Origin of the sequence: Brevundimonas sp. (genome assembly GCF_046293315.1) — a bacterium.
GTDB lineage: Bacteria > Pseudomonadota > Alphaproteobacteria > Caulobacterales > Caulobacteraceae > Brevundimonas.
In genome coordinates, this window is record NZ_JBKBPF010000006.1 from 13076 (window position 1) to 35121 (window position 22046).

General features: G+C 68.5%; 21 protein-coding genes. 7 read left to right on the forward strand and 14 right to left on the reverse strand.

Annotated features, from left to right (window positions below; genetic code table 11):
• Window positions 1-50 precede the first annotated feature (50 nt).
• Window positions 51-1979 carry a SurA N-terminal domain-containing protein gene (locus tag ACK4SE_RS06865; protein WP_409690351.1) on the forward strand — a complete coding sequence of 643 codons (1929 nt, stop codon included), beginning with the start codon at window positions 51-53 and terminating at the stop codon, window positions 1977-1979.
• The gene (gene trpE, locus ACK4SE_RS06870) at window positions 1976-3472 is read left to right on the forward strand and encodes an anthranilate synthase component I (RefSeq protein WP_409690354.1); all 1497 of its coding nucleotides are present in this window, start codon (window positions 1976-1978) and stop codon (window positions 3470-3472) included. Before ACK4SE_RS06865 ends, trpE begins: the two co-directional genes overlap by 4 nt.
• Here the strand turns inward: trpE and ACK4SE_RS06875 are convergent, their stop codons facing one another.
• Both ACK4SE_RS06875 and ACK4SE_RS06880 read right to left on the reverse strand, forming a co-directional pair.
• Window positions 3473-4168: a hypothetical protein gene (locus ACK4SE_RS06875; protein ID WP_409690357.1), complete on the reverse strand. Its 696-nt coding sequence runs from the start codon at window positions 4166-4168 to the stop codon at window positions 3473-3475.
• Window positions 4169-4199: 31 nt separating this feature from the next.
• A complete protein-coding gene (locus ACK4SE_RS06880) occupies window positions 4200-4394 on the reverse strand; it encodes a hypothetical protein (protein ID WP_409690360.1) in 195 nt (64 codons plus the stop codon).
• Between the two features lie 115 nt (window positions 4395-4509).
• Between ACK4SE_RS06880 and ACK4SE_RS06885 the strand changes: the two genes are divergently transcribed.
• From ACK4SE_RS06885 to lexA, 4 genes are all read left to right on the forward strand, one after another.
• Entirely contained in the window at window positions 4510-5100 is a 591-nt protein-coding gene (locus tag ACK4SE_RS06885; RefSeq protein ID WP_409690362.1) for an anthranilate synthase component II, read from the forward strand.
• A gap of 3 nt (window positions 5101-5103) precedes the next feature.
• Window positions 5104-6132 (forward strand): anthranilate phosphoribosyltransferase, encoded by a 1029-nt coding sequence (gene trpD, locus ACK4SE_RS06890; RefSeq protein ID WP_409690365.1) that lies wholly within the window; start codon window positions 5104-5106, stop codon window positions 6130-6132.
• Window positions 6129-6923: an indole-3-glycerol phosphate synthase TrpC gene (gene trpC, locus ACK4SE_RS06895; protein ID WP_409690367.1), complete on the forward strand. Its 795-nt coding sequence runs from the start codon at window positions 6129-6131 to the stop codon at window positions 6921-6923. The genes trpD and trpC overlap by 4 nt, the downstream gene beginning before the upstream one ends.
• Window positions 6924-7014: 91 nt before the next feature.
• On the forward strand, window positions 7015-7710 hold the full coding sequence (lexA, locus tag ACK4SE_RS06900) for a transcriptional repressor LexA (protein ID WP_409690370.1): 696 nt from the start codon (window positions 7015-7017) through the stop codon (window positions 7708-7710).
• A 179-nt stretch (window positions 7711-7889) separates the two neighbouring features.
• On the opposite strand, the gene dnaE is transcribed toward lexA, so the two are convergent.
• Window positions 7890-11345 (reverse strand): DNA polymerase III subunit alpha, encoded by a 3456-nt coding sequence (gene dnaE, locus ACK4SE_RS06905; protein ID WP_409690372.1) that lies wholly within the window; start codon window positions 11343-11345, stop codon window positions 7890-7892.
• Between the two features lie 282 nt (window positions 11346-11627).
• On the opposite strand from dnaE, the gene ACK4SE_RS06910 reads away from it, so the two are divergent.
• Window positions 11628-11744 carry a hypothetical protein gene (locus tag ACK4SE_RS06910; protein WP_409690375.1) on the forward strand — a complete coding sequence of 39 codons (117 nt, stop codon included), beginning with the start codon at window positions 11628-11630 and terminating at the stop codon, window positions 11742-11744.
• 4 nt (window positions 11745-11748) lie between these two features.
• Here the strand turns inward: ACK4SE_RS06910 and ACK4SE_RS06915 are convergent, their stop codons facing one another.
• From ACK4SE_RS06915 to nuoN, 11 genes are all read right to left on the reverse strand, one after another.
• Window positions 11749-12450, reverse strand: coding sequence for an ABC transporter ATP-binding protein (locus tag ACK4SE_RS06915; protein WP_409690378.1), 702 nt, complete (start codon window positions 12448-12450; stop codon window positions 11749-11751).
• On the reverse strand, window positions 12443-13741 hold the full coding sequence (locus ACK4SE_RS06920; protein WP_409690381.1) for a lipoprotein-releasing ABC transporter permease subunit: 1299 nt from the start codon (window positions 13739-13741) through the stop codon (window positions 12443-12445). The genes ACK4SE_RS06915 and ACK4SE_RS06920 overlap by 8 nt, the downstream gene beginning before the upstream one ends.
• Complete coding sequence (proS, locus tag ACK4SE_RS06925) at window positions 13738-15054, reverse strand: proline--tRNA ligase (RefSeq protein WP_409690384.1); 1317 nt, start codon at window positions 15052-15054, stop codon at window positions 13738-13740. The genes ACK4SE_RS06920 and proS overlap by 4 nt, the downstream gene beginning before the upstream one ends.
• Before the next feature lie 92 nt (window positions 15055-15146).
• Window positions 15147-15404 (reverse strand): DUF1467 family protein, encoded by a 258-nt coding sequence (locus tag ACK4SE_RS06930; protein WP_409690386.1) that lies wholly within the window; start codon window positions 15402-15404, stop codon window positions 15147-15149.
• Window positions 15401-15826 (reverse strand): methylmalonyl-CoA epimerase, encoded by a 426-nt coding sequence (mce, locus tag ACK4SE_RS06935; RefSeq protein WP_409690389.1) that lies wholly within the window; start codon window positions 15824-15826, stop codon window positions 15401-15403. Before mce ends, ACK4SE_RS06930 begins: the two co-directional genes overlap by 4 nt.
• Window positions 15827-15864: 38 nt before the next feature.
• Window positions 15865-16383, reverse strand: coding sequence for a hypothetical protein (locus ACK4SE_RS06940; protein ID WP_409690391.1), 519 nt, complete (start codon window positions 16381-16383; stop codon window positions 15865-15867).
• A 54-nt stretch (window positions 16384-16437) separates the two neighbouring features.
• Window positions 16438-17364, reverse strand: coding sequence for a hypothetical protein (locus tag ACK4SE_RS06945; protein WP_409690394.1), 927 nt, complete (start codon window positions 17362-17364; stop codon window positions 16438-16440).
• Window positions 17365-17392: 28 nt separating this feature from the next.
• The gene (locus ACK4SE_RS06950) at window positions 17393-19066 is read right to left on the reverse strand and encodes a ribonuclease J (RefSeq protein WP_409690397.1); all 1674 of its coding nucleotides are present in this window, start codon (window positions 19064-19066) and stop codon (window positions 17393-17395) included.
• Entirely contained in the window at window positions 19063-19845 is a 783-nt protein-coding gene (locus ACK4SE_RS06955) for a type III pantothenate kinase (RefSeq protein ID WP_409690777.1), read from the reverse strand. Before ACK4SE_RS06955 ends, ACK4SE_RS06950 begins: the two co-directional genes overlap by 4 nt.
• Window positions 19842-20594: a biotin--[acetyl-CoA-carboxylase] ligase gene (locus ACK4SE_RS06960; protein ID WP_409690399.1), complete on the reverse strand. Its 753-nt coding sequence runs from the start codon at window positions 20592-20594 to the stop codon at window positions 19842-19844. Before ACK4SE_RS06960 ends, ACK4SE_RS06955 begins: the two co-directional genes overlap by 4 nt.
• A complete protein-coding gene (nuoN, locus tag ACK4SE_RS06965) occupies window positions 20595-22040 on the reverse strand; it encodes an NADH-quinone oxidoreductase subunit NuoN (protein ID WP_409690401.1) in 1446 nt (481 codons plus the stop codon).
• Window positions 22041-22046: the final 6 nt, after the last annotated feature.

Genomic DNA, 22046 nt, shown 5'->3' on the forward strand with positions numbered 1-22046 from the left:
TATACGGCCAGTCTGCGCACTCCTGCGCTTCGCGATCCAGGGCCCGCCGCATGATCTCCTCGTTCCGCAAGCTCTCGAAGTCGTGGGTCGCTCCCATCATCGTGGGCCTGATCGCCCTCAGCTTCGTGATCGTCGGCACGACCGACTTCCTGGGCGGGGGCGCCCGGACGGGTCCTGTGATCAAGGCCGGATCGCGCGAGGTGAGCCAGGCGGACTACCGCCGCATCGTTGATCAACAGTTGCAGAACTATCGCGAGCAGTCGGGCCAGTCCCTGACCATGGAGGATCTGGTCGCCCAAGGCGGCCACATCCAGATTCTGGACGGCCTCGCCGAAACCGAAGGCTTCTTCGCCTGGACCTGGCGCGCGGGCCTGCGCCCCGGCGCCGAGCTGATTGCCGAACAGATCCGCGAGTTCCCCGTGTTCTTCAACCAGATTACCGGCGCGTTCGATCGGACCCAGTACGCCCAGGCCCTGGCCGAACAGAACCTGACCGAGGCCCAGTTCGAGCAGGAGATCCGCGACCAGCTGGCCGCCAACCACTACGGCGCAGCCCTCTACGCCGGCATGCGTCTGCCGCGCATCTACGGCGCGGCACTGGCGGCCCAGGCTCTGCACACCCGGGATGGCAGCTGGTTCGTGGTCACTTCCGCCATGGCCGGCGAGACGCCCGCTCCTACCGAAGAACAGCTTCAGGCCTTCCTGACCGAAAACGCTGACCGGCTGCGCCAGCCGGAGTTCCGCAGCATCTCGCTGGTCGTCTTCGGCCCCGCCCCGGACGCCGCCCCGCCCGCCGTAACCGATGCGCAGATCCAGGAGCGCTTCGAGTTCCGTCGTGAGTCCCTGTCGCAGGCTGAGACCCGCACCTTCACCACCCTGACCGCCCGCGACGCCGAAACTGCGGCTTCGGTCGCTGCCGCCCTGCGCGCCGGACAGAGCGTGGCCCAGGTGGCCGGGGCCAACGACATCCAGCCGGTGGAGTACGACAACCGCCCCCGCTCGGCCGTCACCGACGCGGCCGTCGCCGCCGCCGCCTTCGGCCTGCAGGCCGGGCAGGTTTCCGACCCCGTCGCCAGCGGCCTGGGGCAGACCGTCATCCAGGTCCGGTCGGTGACGCCCGGCCAGGCGGCCACCCTGGAAAACAGCCGCGAGGCCATCGTCGCCGAGCTGCGCGAGGAAGCCGTGCGCGGCGCCACCTACAACTCGGTGGAGCGCTTCGAACAGTCCCGTCAGGACGGCGGCTCGCTGGCCGAGGCGGTGGAAGCCGCCGGCGCCCGCATCATCGATCTGCCGCCCTTCACCGAAGACGGCAGGCTGCCCAACGGCCAGCCGCTGAACGCCCCACAACCGGTTCTTCGCAACGCCTTCACCCTTGAGGAAGGCGGCGAGAGCGATGTCATCGACGCCGGCCAGGGCCAGTATTTCGTGGTTCGCGTCAACGATGTCCGCCCGGCTGCCATGCCCGAGCTCGATGATGTGCGCGACATGCTGACCCAGGGCTGGATGCAGCGGGAAACCAGCCGCCGGCTGGCCGCCCTCACCGATCAGCTGGCGGGTCGGATCCGCGGCGGTGAAGCCATCGCCGATGTGGCTGCTTCGGTGAACGCCCCGATGACCACGCGCACCGGTCTGCAACAGACCGAAGAGGTGCAGACGCAGGTCGGCCAGGGCGTGCTGAGGGGCCTGTTCAGCCAGGGCGTCGATCAGGTCTTCTCCGGTCAGCAGGACGCGCAGAGCTTTGTCATCGGCCGCGTGGACCGGGTCCGCGCCCCGGTCGCGACCCTGGCCGCGCCGATCGCCGAGCAGGCCCGCCCCCGCCTGACCATGCAGCTGGCCGAGGCGCTGGGGCAAGACTCTCGCGCCGCCGCGGGTCGTACTGTCGAGGCCCGCACCTGGCCTGAGCGCGCCTTGAACGCCCTGGGCATCAATCCGTCGCAGGCGCCCGCAGCGCCTGCCGAGCCCGCCGCCGGGGAAGAATGAGTCAGGGCGCCGCTTCGCCCTCGCCCGAGGACTTCGCACAAGGCTGGGGCGAAGGCCGGGCGCAGGTGGTGGTCCGCCGCCTGATCGACGATCTGGAGACCCCCGTCTCGGCCTGCCTCAAGCTGGGCCGGGGCGAGCCTTACGCCTTCCTGTTCGAGTCGGTGGAGGGCGGCGCCTGGCGCGGCCGCTATTCCATCCTGGCCCTGGCGCCCGATCTGGTCTGGCGTTGTCGCGGCGACAAGGCCGAGGTCGCCCGCGGCGACGATATCGCGGCGGACCGCTTCACGGCCGAACCGGACGGCGCCGTGGCCTCCATGAAGCGTCTGGTGGACGAGGCGCGCATCCCTCTGCCCGAAGGCTTGCCGCCCATGGCCGCGGGCGTGTTCGGGGTCTTCGGCTATGATCTGGTGCGCCTGTTCGAGCCCATCGGCGAGGCCAATCCCGACCCGCTGGACCTGCCCGACGCCGTCCTGACCCGCCCCTCCATCGTGGCCATCTTCGACGGCGTGGCCCAGGAGATCATCCTCGCCACCCCCGCCTGGCAGGATGGCGGCGACGCCGGGACCGCCTACACCGCCGCCGTGGCCCGACTGGACGCCGTGGTCGAGCGCCTTAACCAGCCCACCCCGCGTCCCGCCCCCGGCGCGCCCGATCCTGTGGTCTTTGAGGCCTCCGAGACCGAAGCCGGCTTCGCCGCCATCGTCGGCCGGGCCAAGGACTACATCGCCGCGGGCGACATCTTCCAGGTGGTGCCCAGCCAGCGGTTAAGCGCGCCGTTCGCCCGGGAGTCCTTCGCCTTCTACCGCTCCCTGCGCCGCACCAACCCGTCGCCCTTCCTGTTTCACATGAACTTTGGCGACTTCCAGCTGGCGGGTTCCAGCCCCGAGATCCTGGTGCGCCTGCGCGACGGCGAACTGACCATCCGCCCGTTGGCCGGCACACGCCCGCGCGGCAAGACGCCGGAAGAGGATCAGGCGCTGGAGGCCGAACTGCTGGCCGATCCCAAGGAGCGGGCCGAGCATCTGATGCTTGTGGATCTGGGCCGCAATGACGTGGGCCGTGTGGCCGAGCCTGCCTCGGTCAAGGTGACGAAGAGCTTCTTCGTGGAGCGCTACAGCCACGTCATGCATCTGGTCTCCAACGTCACGGGCAAGGCCCGGCCGGACCTGCATCCGGTGGACATCCTGCTGGCCGCCCTGCCCGCCGGCACCCTGTCCGGCGCGCCCAAGGTGCGGGCCATGGAGATCATCGATGAGCTGGAGCCGGTCAAGCGCGGTGTCGGCTATGCGGGGGCGGCGGGCTATATCTCGTCAGGCGGAGAGATCGACGCCTGCATCGTCCTGCGCACCGCTCTGTTCAAGGACGGCATGATGCACGTTCAGGCCGGCGCCGGCGTGGTCGCCGACAGCGACCCGAAGGCCGAGTACCAGGAGACCCTGCACAAGTCCCGCGCCCTCAAGGCCGCAGCTGAGGAAGCCTGGCGCTTTGGCTGATCAGTAGAACGGCTCGGGGCCTGCGTCGGGATAGGGCGGCCGGGGCTGCGGCGACGGGACAGGCGGCGGTCCGGCGCGCGGCGCCTCGAACGGCGGCGGCTCGAACCGCGGCGATTCGGCGTAGGGCCCGGGGTAGGACGGGTATCCCGATGTGTCCGGATACGGAGCGGACCGGTGCGGCGCGCGCGGCGCCTCGCGCTCTACGATCACGCCGCCAGTGATGTAGGTCTCCTCGGTCATCATCTCGCGGCTCTCGTAGCTGGAGCCGCCGCGGACCGAATGGCGCCGATCGCCCCATGAATAGCCGTCCGGGTACCCCTGGACGCGCGCTCCCTGGCCATAGGCCTCATACTCGTAGCCGTACCGGTCATCGTAACCCGGCGGCGGGCCTTGGGGCGCAGGGCCTCGATAGTCCTGCCCGGATCCGTGATCGCCGGGACCGGGGCCATAGGAGCCATACGCCGGTCCGGATCCGTGATCGCCGGGACCGGGGCCATAGGAGCCATACGCCGGTCCGGGCGCATAGACCGGTCCGGTACGGCCGAAGCCCTGCGGACCGCTGCGATAGCGGTAATCCGTCCCCGGAGCCGGCACGTGCAGCAGATAGGGTGCCTCGGCGACCGGATAGGCGTGCGGACGCGGCGCGCAGGCGGCGGCCAGAACGACGACGGCTGAGAGTGTCAGAATGGTGCGCATGGATGCCGCTCCAGCAAGCGCCGGGCCAGACTCAGTCAAAGCCGCGCATCACGCCCGGCGAGGACGGATCCACTTCAAACCCTGGCCCCACGATCACCGCCCCGGCCATCATCAGGGCGGACACGGCCGCCAGCAGGGCCGCGCCCAGCGCGCCGATGGCCGGATCGCGGACCGGAGGCGGTCCCAGCAGGTCACGCGCACGTTCGATGGCGTCGGCCTCGGTCATGGCCCTTCTCCGCTTGTTGCCCGCAGAGACTAGGACGCACCCGTTAGCTTTCCCTTTCCGGGACAGGAGCATTCTCCTTGGCGAGGCGACGCACCCGGCCTAGAACAGCCGGATCATGATCCTGGTCGTCGATAACTACGACAGCTTCACCTACAACCTGGTCCACTATCTGGCGGAACTGGGCGCGCCCACGCACGTCATCCGCAATGACGACATGAGCGCCGACGAGGCGCTGGCGCTGAACCCTGACGCTGTACTGCTGTCCCCCGGCCCCTGCGCGCCGGATCAGGCAGGCATCTGCCTGGACGTGCTGACTCGCGCCCCTGAAAGCCTTCCCATCTTCGGCGTCTGTCTCGGCCATCAGGCCATGGGCCAGGCGTTCGGCGGCAAGGTGATCCGGGCCAAGACGCTGATGCACGGCAAGACCTCGCCCATCCGCCATGAGGGCGCGAGCGTGTTCCGGGGCCTTCCCGATCCCTTCACCGCCACCCGCTATCACAGCCTGGCGGTTGAGCGCGAAAGTCTGCCCGACGTGCTGGAGGTCACCGCCTGGACCGCCGACGGCGAGATCATGGGGCTGGCGCACCGCACCCGCCCGATCCACGGGGTCCAGTTTCACCCTGAATCCATCGCCACCGAGCGCGGGCACGACCTGCTGGCCAACTTCCTCGACATCGCCGGCGTGCGCCGTCTGGCCGCCGCCTGAGCCATGTCGGACGCCTTCAAGCCCATCCTGTCCAAACTGGCTGACGGCCGCGCCCTGACGGCGGAAGAGGCCCGGGCATTCTTCGCCGCCTGCCTGCGCGGCGAGCCCACCCCCGCCCAGATGGCCGCCGCCGTCACCGCCCTGCGCCTGCGCGGCGAGACGGTGGAGGAGATCGCCGCCTTCGCCACGGAAATGCGCGCCGCCGCCCTGAAGCTGGACCTGCCCTATGAGGTGATCGACACCTGCGGCACCGGCGGATCGGGCCTGCACACCTTCAACATCTCCACTGCCTCGGCCCTCGTGCTGGCCGGTGCGGGGCTGAAGGTGGCCAAGCACGGCAATCGGGCGGTCAGCTCCAAATCCGGCTCATCCGACGTGCTGGCAGCGCTGGGCGTCAACCTCGCCGCTTCGCCTACCCAGCAGCGCCGCGCTCTGGATGAAGCGGGCATCGCCTTCCTGTTCGCCCCAGCCCACCACAGCGCCATGAAGCACGTGGCGCCGGTGCGCGCCGACATCGGCTTCCGCACGGTTTTCAACCTCTTGGGCCCGCTTTCGAACCCAGCGACGGCAAGGCGGCAGGTCATGGGCGTCTATGATCCGCGCCTGCTGGAGCCGCTGGCCGAGGTGCTGGGCCGTCTGGGCGCGGTGCGCGCCTGGACCGTGCATGGGCAGGGTCTGGACGAACTGACCACCACGGGGCCCACCGAGATCGCCGAATGGCGGGACGGGACCGTGCGCCGCTTCACCGTCACCGCCGCCGACGCCGGCCTGCCCGAAGCCGACATGAGCGACCTGATGGGCGGCGACGGCCCCCACAACGCTCGCGCCCTGACCTCCTTGCTGGAGGGCGCTGCCGGTCCCTACCGCGACATCGTGCTGCTGAACGCCGCCGCAGCCCTTGTCGTCAGCGACCGGGCCGAGGACCTGGCGCAGGGCGCAGCCCTGGCCGCCGCCGCCATCTACGACGGACGCGCCCGCGCCGCCCTCGACGCTCTGGTGCGCATCACCAACGAGGAAGAGGCCGCCGCGTGACCGACGTTCTGAACCGCATCGCCGCCTACAAGCGCGAGGACGTGGCGGCGCGCAAGGCCGCCCGTTCCCAGGCCGGCATCGAGGCGCTGGCCGCGGCCGCCTCGCCCCCGCGCGGCTTTCGTCAGGCGCTGGAGGACAAGGCTGCGCCCGACCGTCCGGCCCTGATCGCCGAGATCAAGAAGGCCAGCCCGTCAAAAGGCCTGATCCGTCCGGACTTCGACCCGCCAGCGCTGGCGAAAGCGTACGAAGCCGGCGGCGCGGCCTGCCTGTCGGTGCTGACCGACGGCCCCAGTTTTCAGGGAGACGACGCCTATCTGGGCGCCGCCCGCGAGGCCACCCCCCTTCCCTGTCTGCGCAAGGACTTTCTGGTCGACCCGTGGCAGGTGGCCGAGAGTCGGGCGCTCGGCGCCGATTGTATCCTCGTCATCCTGGCCATGATCGACGACACCCTTGCCGCCGAACTCATGGCCGAGGCGACGCGCTTCGGCATGGACGTCCTGGTCGAAACCCACGACGAAGCCGAAATGGCGAGAGCCTGCGGGCTGAAGGCCGATCTGGTGGGGATCAACAACCGCTCGCTGCGGACCTTCGAGGTCGATCTGGAAACGACCGAGCGGCTGGCCTTGCTGCGCCCGTCCAACGCCCTGCTGGTGGCCGAAAGCGGCATCTTCACGTCTGCCGACGTGGCCCGCGTGGCCAACGCCCGGGCCCGCGCCATTCTCGTGGGCGAGAGCCTGATGCGTCAGGACGACGTCACGGCCGCGACGAAAGCGTTGCTGTCGGTAAGTTGACATTAACGAAGAACACTTACAGAACATCGGCATCAGTTCACGGCTTGTTCCCGGAGTGATTCCCGGAGCCGGCCTGCGGGGAAAGTCGCCGATGCTCACGCGCAAGCAGCACGAACTCCTGATGTTCATTCATGAACGCATCAAGGAGACGGGCGTCTCGCCCTCGTTCGACGAGATGAAGGAGGCGCTGGATCTGGCGTCCAAGTCCGGCATTCACCGGCTGATCACGGCGCTGGAGGAGCGTGGCTTCATCCGCCGTCTCGCGCACCGCGCGAGGGCGCTGGAAGTGCTCAAGATGCCGGAACAGGCCACCGCCTCGGCCCCGTCACGCGGCCGCGCCGCCTTCACGCCACAGGTGATCGAAGGCGCCGGCCGCCCCGCGGCCATCCAGCCCGCCAATGACACCCGCGAACTGCCCTTGCTGGGCAAGATCGCCGCCGGCACGCCCATCGCCGCCATCCAGCACGAGCGCGACCGCCTGATGGTGCCCGAAAGCATGCTCGGCGCCGGGGAGCACTATGTGCTGGAGATCGAGGGCGACTCCATGATCGAGGCCGGCATCCTCGACGGCGACCTGGTGGTCATCAAGCGCGTCGACACGGCCAGCTCCGGCGAGATCGTCGTGGCTCTGGTGGAAGGCGAGGAAGCCACCCTCAAGCGCCTGAGAAAGAAGGGCGCCTCCATCGCCCTGGAGCCCGCCAACCGCGCCTACGAAACCCGTATCTTCGGCCCCGACCAGGTCGAGGTCCAGGGCAAGCTGGTCGGCCTCATGCGCCGGTATCACTAATCCTCCCCCATCGGGGGAGGGGGACCATCCGAAGGATGGTGGAGGGGGTGCTTCCGCATCCCCTTTTTTGTTGGTTGATGAACGGATCGGCTGGCGCGTGCCGCCGTCAGGACTGGTGAAGCGGAACGACCCCCTCCACCGCTTCGCGGTCCCCCTCCCCCATGGGGGGAGGATTGGCCTTACGCATCCTCCAGCATCACCACGCCCGGCGCCGACTTCAGCGCCCCGCGCAGCGAGGCGTCCAGCCGGTAACGGCCGGGCAGCTTCATATCCACCTCGGTGCGGCCTTCCAGCGAGGCGACCAGAACCACCTCCCCGCCCCGGTCGCTGACCGCGCGGTCCAGCCGCGAGCGCAGGGCCTCCAGCTCGGAGGCGCGCGGCGACACATGGATGCGCAGGCCCACGACCGCCTGTTCCATGGCCGTGTCGATCGGGCTGGCGGAATCGCCGAAGAAGCGCACCTCCCCGTCCGCCGCCTTGGCCCGCACCCGCACCAGCACTGCGGCGCCGGGCTCCAGCACCTCGCGGCAGTTGCGCAGCTGTTCGGGCGGGAACAGGCATTCGAACTCGCCGGTGGGGTCCGAGAAGGTGACGAAGGCGAACTTTTCCCCCGTCCGGGCGCTGGCGCGCTCCTGACGGCGGCGCACCACTCCGGCCATGTTGAACGCCTCGTGCCCCGCCTCGGCCAGACCCAGGGCCTCGGCTACGAAGGTCACGCGCTTGCGGCGCTTCAGCACCTCGGCCATGTCCTCCAGCGGGTGGCCGGACAGGTAGAAGCCGACGGCCGACAACTCCTCGTCCAGCTTCTCCGGACCCACCCACGGCTCCACCGCCGCCAGACGCGGCCGCGCGGCGCCCGCCTGATCCCCGCCGAACAGGCTGACCTGCGACGAGGCGCGCTCGGCGGCGACGCTCTGGCAATATGCCATCAGCTTGTCGGCCTGATCAAACAGCTGCCGCCGGTTCGGGTGGATGGTGTCGAAGGCGCCCGACCGCGCAAGGTTCTCCAAGGCCCGCTTGTTGACGCTGCGCGGATCGACTCGCTCGAGGAAGTCGAAGATGTCGGCGAACGGCCCGCCTTCGTCCCGCACGGCCTGCACGTGGCGCATGGCCTCCAGCCCCACATTGCGGATGGCGCCCAGGGCATAGAGCACCGCGCCCTTGCCCTCGTCGTCGAAGGCCACGTCGAAATCGGCCGACGAGGCGTTGATATCCGGCGAGCGGATCGGCACCTCGAAGCGGCGCGCGTCCTGATAGAACACCGCCAGCTTGTCGGTGTTGGAGATATCCAGGCTCATGGAGGCGGCGAAGAACTCCACCGGATGGTTGGCCTTCAGCCAGCCGGTCTGGAACGAGATCATGGCGTAGGCGGCGGCGTGCGACTTGTTGAAGCCATAGCCGGCGAACTTGGCCACCAGATCGAAGATGCCGCCTGACTGCTCCTCCGGGACTCCCTTTTCCGACGCGCCCTTGGCGAAGCGCGCCCGCTGGAAGTCCATCTCCTCCTTCTTCTTCTTGCCCATAGCCCGACGCAGCAGGTCGGCCTCGCCCAGGCTGTATCCGGCCAGAATCTGGGCGATCTTCATCACCTGCTCCTGGTAGATGATGACGCCGTAGGTCTCGGTCAGCACCTCGGTCAGGCTGGGGTGCAGATAATCCACCTCGGCCCGCCCGAATTTGCGGTCGATATAGGTGTCGATCATCTCCATCGGGCCCGGCCGATACAGGGAGATCAGGGCGGTGATCTCCTCGATGGAGCCGCAGCGCATCTTGCGCAGGGTGTCGCGCATGCCTTGGGATTCCAGCTGGAACACCCCCACCGTCTGACCCGAGGCCATCAGCTCATAGGTGCGGGCGTCGTCCAGCGGCAGGCGGCTCCAGTCCTGCGCCGCGCCCCGCCGCTCCAGATATCCCCGCGCCCGGTCCAGCACGGTCAGGGTCTTCAGGCCGAGGAAGTCGAACTTCACCAGACCCGCAGGCTCGACCCACTTCATGTTGAACTGGGTGGCGGGAATGTCCGACCGCGGATCCTGATACAGCGGCACCAGCTGGGTCAGCGGCCGGTCGGCGATGACCACGCCCGCCGCGTGGGTCGAGGCGTTGCGGTACAAGCCTTCCAGCTCCAGCGCCGTGTCCAGCAGGTGGCGCACCGACGCCTCGGCGGCGCGCGCCTCCTTCAGGCGCGGCTCGATCTCGATGGCCTGGGCCAGGGTCACCGGGTTGGCGGGGTTGGCCGGCACCATCTTGGCCAGCCGATCCACCTGCCCCAGCGGCATCTGCAGCACCCGGCCCACGTCGCGCAGCACGGCCCGCGCCTGCAGGGTGCCGAAGGTGATGATCTGGGCCACCCGGTCGGCGCCGTAGTGCTGCTGGACGTAGGTGATGACCTCTTCGCGCCGCTCCTGACAGAAGTCGATGTCGAAGTCGGGCATGGACACCCGCTCGGGGTTCAGGAACCGCTCGAACAGCAGGCCGAAGCGGATAGGGTCAAGGTCGGTGATGGTCAGCGACCAGGCCACCAGCGACCCGGCGCCCGAACCCCGGCCCGGCCCCACGGGGATGCCGTGGGCCTTGGCCCATTTGATGAAGTCCGACACGATCAGGAAGTAGCCGGGGAAGCCCATCTGCTGGATGATGGACACTTCCCACTCCAGCCGCGTCCAGTATTCCTCTTCCGGCGCCGCCAGCGTCAGGCCGTCCAGCCGCGCCTTCAGCCCCTCGCGCGCCTGGTAGGCCAGTTCATCAGCCTCGTTGCGCCCCGCGCCGGTGTCGAACCGGGGAAGGATCGGTGCGCGGGTCGACACCAGAAACGCACAGCGCCGCGCGATCTCGATGGTGTTGTCGCAGGCCTCCGGCAGATCGGCGAACAGGGCCCGCATGTCGGCGGCGGGCTTGAACCAGTGCTGGCCGGTGACGCGGCGGCGGTCGTCCTGACCAACGAAGGCGCCGTCGGCGATGCACATCAGGGCGTCGTGGGACTTCGCCTGCCGCGCCTCTGCGTAATGGACGTCGTTGGTGGCCACCAGCGGCACGTCGCTGTCATAGGCCCAGCGCACCAGCCCCGGCTCGGCGGCCTTTTCGGCGTCCATGCCGTGGCGCTGAAGCTCCACATAGAAGCGGTCGCCGAAGGTCGCCTTCATGGCGTCGAGCGCGGCGCGCGCCTCGGCTGTCCTGCCCCCCGCGAACAGGCAGTCCACCGGTCCGTCCGGCCCGCCGGACAGAAGGATCAGACCCTCGGCGTGCTGCTCAACCAGCGACCACGGCACACCCGGCTCGGCCAGCTCCATGGAGCCCAGATACGCCGCCGACGAAAGGGCGCACAGGTTCAGCCAGCCGGCCTCGTTCTGGGCGATGAGGACGACTGTGGGCGTCTTGGCCCAGCGCTGGCTCATCCGCCCGCCGATCTCCAGCACCGGCAGCGCGCAGGCGATGATCGGCTGAACTCCGGCGTCGCGCGCCGCCTGGCTGAACTCCAGCGCCCCGAACAGGTTGGCTCGGTCCGCAACGCCCACGGCGGGCATGCCCTGCCCGGCCGCCAGCTGGCCCACCTTGCCAGCCTTGATCGCGCCTTCCAGCAGCGAATAGGCCGACTTGACCCGAAGATGAATGAACCCGTTACCGGCCTCGTGCGCCACGCCTTGCTCCGAAACTCATGGGCCGGGGCGGCGTCACGTCACCAGAAAAGCGACCTGCCAGACCACCCAGACGACCCCGGCGCACGATGCCAGAGACAGCGATTCCCGAACCAGACGCGTCATGCCTTATCCCCAGAAGTGATGTTCTGGCTATGTTCTATGTTCTGTTTTTGTTTCGGTCAATCACGGATTTTCCCCGGGCAGCCCCACCGACCTGATGTATAATGCCGCCAACGCCCTTCCCCGCCCTTCCGGCGGTCCCCGGCGCACGGAGAGCCCGCCATGGCCAAGGGTCAGAAACGCAGCACCAAGGAAATCCGCAAACCCAAGGCGGAGAAGACCAAGCCCCCGATCACCGTCGGCGCCTCGCCCTTCACCACGCCCCCCGGCAAGAAGTAGCGCTTCAGTAGGCCTGGCTCTGCGCCGGGCGCTCTTCCAGATGCCCGTCGCGCAGGGCGAAGACCCGGTCCATGTGGCCGGCCAGCTCCATGTTGTGGGTGGCGATCAGGGCGGCGACGCCCGTGGTCTTGGCCAGTTCGCGCAGGGATTCGAACACCGCCTGGCTGGTGGCCGGGTCCAGGTTGCCGGTGGGCTCGTCGGCCAGCAGCAGGCGCGGCTGGTTGGCCAGCGCCCGGGCCACGGCGACCCGCTGCTGCTCGCCGCCCGACAGCTGGGCCGGCTGGTGGGTCAGTCGTTCGCCCAGACCCAGGGCCGTCAGCAGCTCTGAGGCCCGCACCCGCGCGGCGGCGTGCGACACCCCGTTGATGCGCATGGGCAGGGCCACGTTGTCGCCCGCGTCGAACTCGGGCAGCAGGTGGTGGAACTGGTAGACGAAACCCACCTTGGCCAGGCGAATGCGGGTGCGCGCCCGCTCCGGCAAGGCGCCCACGTCCTGACCGTCGATCATCACCTGGCCATCGGTGGGCCGCTCCAGCAGGCCGGCGGCGTGCAGCAGCGACGACTTGCCCGAGCCCGAGGGCCCGATCAGGCCGACCACCTCGCCCGGAAACACGTCCAGATCGACGCCTTTCAACACCTGCAGCCCGCCTTGCGCGGTGTCATAGGTGCGGGTCACGCCCCGCAGGGACAGCACGGGGCTACTCATAGCGAAGGGCCTCAACAGGATCGATGCGCGAGGCGTTCCACGACGGCGGCAGGCTGGCCACGCAGGACATCAGCAGCGACCACACCGTGACCCAGAACACGTCCGTCGGATCCACCAGCGCCGGAACCCCGTCCAGCATATAGACGTCGGCCGGGAACAGCTGGACCCCCAGAATCCACTCGAGGAAGCTCTGGATGGCCCCGATGTTCCAGCAGAACAGCAGCCCCAGGACGAGGCCCGCCAGCGTCCCCGCGACGCCGATGGTGGCTCCGGCCATGAAGAAGATGCGCAGGATCGACGAGGGGCTGGCGCCGATGGTGCGCAGGATGGCGATGTCGCGGCCCTTGTTCTTCACCAGCATGACGATGCCGGAAATGATGTTCATGGCGGCAATCGCCACCACGAGGCCCAGGATGATGCCCATCGCCACACGCTCGATCTTCAGGGCGCTCCAGAAGGCCGCCATGGTGTTGCGCCAGTCGCTGACCATCGCACCCTGCCCCGCCGCCTCGGCCACCGGCTGGACATAGCGGGCCACCTGATCAGGCTGATCCACCTTGAGTTCGATAACGTCCCACAGGCCTTCCTTGCCGAAGAACAGCTGCGCCTGCTCCAGGGGCATGAACACGAAGGCGCGATCATAGTCGGCCGCGCCAGACTGGAAGATACCCCCCACCACATAGGTCTTGGACGTCCCCAGATCGCCGAAGGCGGTGGCCCCGCCCTGCGGCGAAATCAGGGTCATCAGGTCGCCGATGCGCAGGCCCATCTGGTCCGCCAGCGCTTGGCCGATCAGGATGTTGTCGCCGCCGTACGCGCCTTGACCGAAGCGGGCGCGGGCCTCCTCGTCCAGGCTCTGATAGACGAAGCTCATGGAGTCGAGATTGTCGGCCGAGATGCCCCGCACCACCCCGCCGGTCGTGCGGCCGTGGGCGGTGAACATGGCCGGGGACTCGGTCAGGGGCGTGACGCTGACCACCCCGGGCACGGCGCGGATGCGGTCGATGGCCTCATTGCGATCCGGCGCCTGCAGCACCTGGCCATGCACATACATATGCCCGTTGAACGACAGCATCCGGTTCAACAGCTCTGTGCGGAAGCCGGACATGATGCTCATGACGCTGATCAGCACCGCCACGGCCAGCATGATGCCGATGAAGCTGATCACGGCGATCAGCGCCACCCCGCCCTCCTTGCGCTTGGCGCGCAGGTAGCGAAGGGCCAGACCGATCTCCCAGGCGCTGAACGCCCCGGCGGGCTTGGCGGGCTTCCCGGCGGTCGCGTCGGTCATGCGGTCAGCTTCTGAAGAGCCGCATCCAGCGACAGGGTCTCGCGTTCGCCCGTGGCGCGGCGCTTCAGCTCCACCACCCCGTCGGCCAGGCCCTTGGGCCCGATGATCAGCTGCCACGGCAGACCGATCAGATCGGCGGTGGCGAATTTGCCCCCCGGCCGGTCGTCGCGGTCATCGTACAGCACCGTCTTGCCGGCCGCCTTCAGCTTCGCCCAGGCGTCCTCGCAGGCAGCCGAAACCGCCTCGTCATTGGGCCGCAGGTTAATGACGCCAACGTCGAACGGGGCCACGGCCTCGGGCCAGATGATGCCGGCCTCGTCGTGGCTGGCCTCGATGATGGCGCCGATCAGGCGCGAGACGCCGACGCCGTAGCTGCCCATGTGCACGGGCAGGTCCTTGCCGTCCGGCCCGGCCACGATGGCCTTCATGGGCTTGGAATACTTGGTCCCGAAATAGAAGATGTGGCCCACCTCGATGCCGCGCGCGGTGAGGCGATCGCCCTCGCCCACCTCGGCATCGAAACGGTCCGCCTCGTGCATCTCGTCGGTGGCGGCATAAAGCGCAGTTCGCTGATCAACGATTGACTGAAGGTCGTCCCAGTCCACGTCCGGGCCGGGCGCCGGCATGTCCACCAGACGGCGGTCGCAGAACACCTGGCTTTCGCCCGTGTCGGCCAGGATGATGAACTCGTGGCTCAGGTCGCCGCCGATGGGCCCCGTGTCGGCGCGCATGGGAACGGCCTTCAGGCCCAGCCGCGCGAAGGTGTTCAGATAGGCCACGAACATGCGGTTGTAGGAGCGCCGCGCCGCCGCCTCGTCCACGTCGAAGGAATAGGCATCCTTCATCAGGAACTCGCGCCCGCGCATAACGCCGAACCGGGGCCGCTGCTCGTCGCGGAACTTCCACTGGATGTTGAACAGGTTCAGCGGCAGGTCGCGATAGCTCTTCACGAACCCGCGGAAGATGTCGGTGACCACCTCCTCGGCCGTGGGCCCGTACAGCATGTCGCGCTTGTGCCGGTCGACGATGCGCAGCATCTCGGGGCCATAGGCGTCATAACGGCCGGACTCGCGCCACAGGTCGGCCAGCTGGATCGTCGGCATCAGGATCTCGACGGCGCCCGCCCGCTCCTGCTCCTCGCGCACGATCTGCTCGATCTTCTTGAGCACCCGCAGGCCCAGCGGCAGCCAGGCGTAGATTCCAGCCGCCTCCTGCCGGATCAGTCCGGCGCGCAGCATCAGCCGGTGCGAGACGATCTGGGCCTCGGAGGGCGTCTCCTTGAGGGTGGGCAGGAAGTAGCGCGAAAGACGCATCGGGAATCCGTTTGAAACTGAGCCTTACGCCTTTAGCCGGGGCGCCGGGGGATAGGCAATCAAAGTCGACTCGGTTCCGTCCCTGGGGACAATCAACGCGGGCCCGGTATCTCCGGAAGGGGCAGAATGCCCGTGAAGATGATCACCATGATCACAACCCAGACGATGGCCGAAATCCAGGTCGTTGTGATGAACTTCTTCTTCAGGTTCGGATTGACCGGCGCCCCCCAGTCGCCGCCGTCGGTCTGACGTTCGCGAGGCCCCTGGCTCATGCCCAGCGGCAGAACGGCGAACAGCACGGTCCACCAGACTACGAAATAGATGGCGATGGCCGTGGTTGGTCCGATCATCGGTGCGGCTCCTTCGAGGTTTCCATCAGCTCCACCAGCACCCCGCCCATGTCTTTCGGATGCACGAAGATGATGGGCGTGCCATGGGCGCCGATGCGCGGTTCACCGGTGCCCAGAATGGTCGCCCCCCTGGCGCGCAGGGCGTCGCGGGCGGCGATGATGTCCTCGACCTCGTAGCAGACGTGGTGCTGGCCGCCCCTGGGGGTCTTCGCCAGAAAGCCGTGGATCGGCGACTCATCGCCCAGCGGCTCGATCAGTTCGATCTGGCTGTTGGGCAGGTCGATGAAGCAGACCCGCACCCCCTGCGCTGGCAGGTCGAACGGTTCCCCCGCACGCGTGGCCCCCAGCACGTCCCGATACATGGCCACTGAGGATTCGATAGAGGGCGTGGCCACCCCCACATGGTTCAGTCGTCCGATCATGGCCTTGGCTTAGCCGGTTTGGCGGGCCGGGGCGAGGCTCAGCACGCGGGCTGCGACGACGCATCCTCGCCCGCATCCGCACCTGCGAGATCCAGCAGGTTCCAGTCGTTCTGGACGCTGCGCACGTCTGTGATCCGCCATTCGCCATTCTCGCGGCGACACAGGTCATAGGCCATGGAAACCGGCCGCCCGGCGCGGTTAAAGCGCGCCACGATGGCCGACCCCTCGGGGCCGGATGCGGTCTCCTCGACCACCAGATCCGTGATGACCCCGTCCTGGGCGTCGAGGCGATAGTCGAAGCCGATCCCCTCCTCGCCCGACAGCCCGTCCACCAGCGCTTCGGCGAAGTACAGCCGCACGTGGGGGCCGGCGGTGGGGATGGTCGGCTCCATGTACAGGGCCCGCACCAGCCCCTCGGGCGTCAGGGCCTCTGGCGCGGCCGCCGGCACTGGATCGGCCGCGGGGACGGCCTCATTGGCCTCGATCCGTTCGGGCCGGTCACAGGCGGCGACGGCCAGAAACCCGGCAAGAAGCGCGATGCGAACCCTGGCGCTCATGATAATCTCCCTCTGGAGGTTCAGGCTGGGCGCAAAGCCCGCCCCTGTCCACCGTCAAACGCAGTCCGCACCGAGCCCGGGCGCCCGTAGGGCCAGAAGCGCGCCAGACCGTTCCGCGCGGGTCATAACGTCCGCGTCCTCCAGCAGACACCCTATGACCGTGTTGGAGTTCGGCGCCAGCACACCATAGGTGACCTGAGCCTCCTCAAGCCGCTCCACTGCCGTCTCCAGACGCTCCAGAGCATCACTCGCCACCTCATCGGAGATGCGAATCATCAGATGGATGGCCTGCCCTGAAGCCGGGAAATCATAGGCGTCCATATCGTAGGCCTGAAGCGTCGCGCGCAGGTGATCGGGATTGTCGACGTCGTCTCCCAGCTTGTCGTTGACGCTGGCCGAAAAGGCCCTGGCCTCACCGTGCTCGGGCACCACCAGAATGTAGGCGTGCCTGGGAAAGAACATGAAGTGCGCGAGATGCCGGGTGACATAGACCATGGGCGCCTCGTCCGGTCCTATGGCGCGCAGTCCAACGTAGACTCCGGTCGGAAACACCCTCGCGTCCAGCCCGCCGTTGACGGTCAGCATGCGCTGAACCATCACGTGCTCCAGCACGAACTGCTCGCGCCGAACCTGAGCTTCAAAGTAGGTGCGAATAGCGGTCGCGTCGGGATCGGCGCCCAGGACGTCGCCGTACAGGGCGGTGAAGGCGTGATCCGGCGCCTGGTCGCCGTCCAGCGGACTGTAGAACAGCGCCTCCGCCTCCCACAGCGCCTGACGGACCGGGCCACCGGGGCGATCTATGGAAAACCACAAGGCCAGGTTCACCAGGGCGAAGAGCAGCAACAGCCCGACCGCCGCCTGAATGGCGATAACCGCCCAGCGCCGCCAGCCATGCAGCGGATGGCGGGCATGCCGCACCCGCTCCAGCGCGCGCTGGCCCTGCTCACGACAGCGAACAGGGATCTGGCGAAAGTCCGGCATGGGGCGCTCCGCGCAGGCTCAGCGAAGCCTACAGCCGCAGGACGATGGTTTCCACGATGGGGCGGCGGTCCCAGATCTGCTGACTGGCCTTCTTCAGCGCGCGGGCCACGGCCTGTTCGACCACCAGCTCGTCCTGAAGCGCCTCGCCCTTGAGGCCGCGCACCACGTCCTCGACCCGTTCGGCCAGGCCATCCAGCGCATCGCCCAGCGGCGTGCCCTCATCGCCCGGCAAGCCGATGCCGCGCACGTCGATGTCGCTGACGATGCGGCCGCCCTTGTCCAGCACGAAGCTGACCACCAGCACGCCGTTGCCTGCGGCGTGGCGGCGTTCGCGGATCGCTTCGCCCGCCTCGGTCACCAGCATGCCGCCGTCCACATAAAGGCGGCCGGAGGGGACCTCGTCGATAATCGCGGCCGGACCGGGGGCCAGACGCACCAGATCGCCGTTGCGGGGCGTCACTGCCTCGGGGACCCCCATGTCCTTGGCCAGGTTGGCGTGTTCCATCAGATGGCGGCGCATGCCGTGGGTGGGCACCGCGATGCGCGGGCGTACCCAGTCGTACATCTGTCTCAGCTCATCGCGGCACGGGTGGCCGGACACGTGGATGCCGGGGTGGTCCTTCTCGGTGTAGAGCCGCACGCCCCGGTCCGCGAGACGGTCCTGCAGATCGCCGATGGCCAGTTCGTTGCCGGGGATGACCCGTGACGAGAAGATGCAGTGGTCGCCCGACCCCAGCTTGATCAGGGGGTGGGTGCCGTCCGCGACGCGCGACAGGGCCGCGCGCGCCTCGCCCTGGCTGCCGGTGCACAGGTACAGGATTTCCTCGGCCGGCCAGACGCGGGCCTCGTCGTCCGTCAGAAAGGGCGGCAGGTCGCCCAGCAGGCCCACGTGCTTGGCCGCTGCGGTGATGCGGTGCATCGACCGCCCGGCCAGCACCACGCGCCGGCCCGCCGCCTTGGCGGCCATCGCGACGCTGTGGACCCGCGCCACATTGGAGGCGAAACAGCCCACGGCCACGCGTCCGCGCAGGGGCTTGATCAGCTCGGCCAGCGCCCCGGCCACATCCCCTTCCGAACCCGCCACGCCGTCGACGAAGACATTGGTGGAATCGCCCACCATGGCCAGCACGCCTGCGTCACCCAGACGGTTCAGGGCCGTGCCGTCCGTGCGTGCGCCGACGACGGGGGTGTCATCAATCTTCCAGTCGCCGGTGTGCAGCACCGTGCCCAGCGGGGTCTTGATGGCGATGCCGTTCGGCTCGGCGATGGAGTGCGTCATGGTGACGAATTCGCACTCGAACGGCCCCAGATTGATCGTACCGCCCAGCGGCACCTCGTGCAGCTTGGCTTCCTGCAACAGGTTCTGCTCGCGCAGCTTGTCGCGGATCAGATAGGCCGTGAACGGCGTGGCGTAGAGCGGCGCCTGGATGCGCGGCCACAGCCAGCCCAGGGCGCCGATGTGGTCCTCATGGGCATGGGTCAGCAGGATGCCGAGAATCTTCTCGCCCTTCAGGGCTTCGGGATCGGGCACGATGATGTCGACGCCGGGCGTCGACAGGTCGCCGAAGGTCACGCCCACATCGACGATGATCCACTTGCGGTCATGCGCCGGGCCGAAGCCGTAGGCGTTGAGGTTCATGCCGATCTCTCCGGAACCGCCGAGCGGCAGGAAGACCAGTTCGTCTTGATTTGATTTTTTCATGTCGTTTTCAGATGGGCGTTGCGACGCCAGATTTCCAGAAGGCCGCGGATGGTCAGATCCGCGTCGAAGTGATCGATGCTGTCGGTTGCGCCTTCGAACAGGCTGGCTACGCCGCCGGTTCCGATGACGGTCATGGGTTTCGCCCATTCGGCCTTCATGCGCGCCACCATGCCCTCGATCAGCGAGACATAGCCCCAGAACACGCCGGACTGCATGTTGGACACGGTGTCCTTGCCGATGACCCGGTCAGGCTTCTGGATGGCGATGCGCGGCAGCATGGCCGCCGCCTCGTGCAGGGCCTGAAGGCTGAGGTTGATGCCCGGCGCGATCACCCCGCCCTCGAACGCGCCGTCGGCGGCGATGACGTCGAAGGTGGTGGCGGTGCCGGAGTCGATGACGATCAGGTCGCCGGAATATTTCAAATGGGCCCCGATGGCGTTGACCAGCCGGTCGGCCCCCGCCTCGCTGGGCTTGGTGATGCGCACCGGAATGCCCAGCTCCACATTGTCCCCGATCACCAGCGGCTCGACGCCCAGATAGCGGCGCGACAGGTTCTTCAGGTTGAAGATCGACTGGGGCACCACGCTGGAGATGATGCAGCCGTCCAGCACCGCGATCTTCAGGTCGCGCATGGACAGCAGCTGGCTCAGCCAGACAGCGTATTCGTCGGCGGTGCGGGTGGACTCGGTGGCCGTGCGCCACTGGGCGATCCATTCGGTCCCGTCATGCACCGCGAACAGGGTGTTGGTGTTGCCTTGCTCGATGGCCAGAAGCATCAGGCCGCCTCCCCGAAGAACACGTCGCCCGCCGAAATGCGCCGCAGTTCGCCCGAGGGCAAGCGCAGGCGCAGCGCCCCGTCCGGCTCGACGCCCTCGGCCCGGCCGCTGACCGTCTCATGGCCCAGTCGCGCGGTGCAGGGCCCATCCAGCCCCGGCGTCCGCGCCGCCCAGGCGTCCAGCACCGGCTGGAAGCCCATGCTCGTCCAGCGCTCCATCCACACGGCGAAGGCGTCCGCCAGATGCTCCGCGGCCCGTTCGATGGACGGCGGCGCCGCCACGTCCCCGCGCAGGTGGTCGGCCAGCGCCGTGGCGGGCCGCTCGGTGTCGCCCGGTGCATGGACCAGATTGACCCCGATGCCGACCGCCAGCCACAGGCCGCCGCTGTCGTGAGCGCCGGATTCCAGCAGGATGCCGCTGGCTTTCTTTCCGTCCAGCATCACGTCATTGGGCCATTTGATGCTAACCAGGGCCGGCGGCGCATAAACGTCCAGCAGGTCCGCCGCGGCCAGGGCCGCCACGAAGGTCAGTTGCGCCGCCTCGGCGGGCGGGCGGTGAACCACGGTCAGCAGGGTCGCAGCCAGATTGCCGGTCTCGCTGGACCAGACCCGGCCGCGCCGTCCCCGGCCCGCCGACTGGCGCCGCGCCACGATCCACAGCGGCCCGGTCTCGCCGCGCTCGGCCATGCGCCGGGCCTCGGCGTTGGTGGAGTCCGCTTCGTCGAGGATCAGGCGCGGGGCGGCCTCGGCCAATCAGCCGGCCCCGAAGCTGGTGGCGGCGTTGCGGGCCAGCGGCTCGAGCCAGGTCAGGGCAATCAGCACCAGCGGGAACGAGAAGGCCGCAGCGGCCCAGCCGATCCACTGGGCGTCCCTTGGCGACGGATCCACCGCCCCCTCGCCTTCCGGCGGCGCGTCGAACCACATCACCTTGATGATGCGCAGGTAGTAGAAGGCCGCCACGACCGAGGCCACAAGACCCAGCGCCGCCACGATCCAGTAACCCGCCTGCAGCGCCGCGCCGAACACATAGAACTTGCCCCAGAACCCGGCGAAGGGCGGCATGCCCAGCACCGACAGGGACAGCACCGTGATGGCGATGGTGGTGACCGGCTTGTCCTTGCGCAGGCCCGCCAGGTCGGCGATGCGGCGGATCGGACGACCGCTGCGCGACAGGGCCATCAGCAGGGCGAAGAAGCCCAGGGTGTCGACCATGTAGAAGGTCATGAACAGCAGCAGGGCCTGCAGCCCCGCCTGCGTCCCCGCCGTGATGGCCAGCAGCGCATAGCCGATGTTGGCGATGGACGAATAGGCCAGCAGCCGCGGGATGTCCCGCTGGGCCAGACCGCCGAAGGCGCCCACGGCGAACGAGATCAGCGAGATGATCACCAGCACCTGGGCCCACTGGTCGTGGGCGCCGCCGAAGCCTTCGGACAGGGCGCGGGCGAACAGCACCATGGCCGCGAACTTGGGCGCCGTGGCGAAGAAGGCCACGACCGGGGTGGGCGCGCCCTCATAGACGTCGGGCGTCCACATGTGGAACGGTGCGGCCGACACCTTGAAGGCCAGGCCGCAGATCAGGAACACAAGGCCGAAGATCAGGCCGGGCCCGGCGCCGCCCGCAGCCACCGCCGCGATCTCGTCGAAGCGCATGGAGCCGGTGAAGCCGTAGATCAGGCTGGAGCCATACAGCAGCAGGCCCGACGACAGGGCGCCCAGCACGAAATACTTCAGGCCCGCCTCCGACGCCCGGCCGTCGTCCCGGTGGAAGGCGGCCAGCACGTACAGGGCCAGCGATTGCAGCTCGACGCCCACGTACAGCGACATCAGGTCGCCCGCCGACACCATCATGCCCATGCCCACCGCCGACAGCACGATCAGCACCGGGTACTCGAACCGGGCGATGCCGTTGCGGCGCGTCCAGCCGTCGCCCAGCACCACGGCCAGGGCGCTGGCCAGATAGATGGCCACCTTGGCGTAGACCGACATGGTGTCCGAGACGAACGCCCCGTTGAAGACCATGCCCAGCGGCGCATTGGCGGCGACGCCGGCAGCGCCGATCAGCAGGGCGACGGCCAGCAGACTGACCACCCGGCCCAGCTTCTCGCCGCCATAGGCGCCGAGCATCAGCAGGACCATCGACCCGACGGCCAGAATGGCTTCGGGAGCGGCGATGTGAAGGGCGAGATTGATGTCGAACATGGTCGT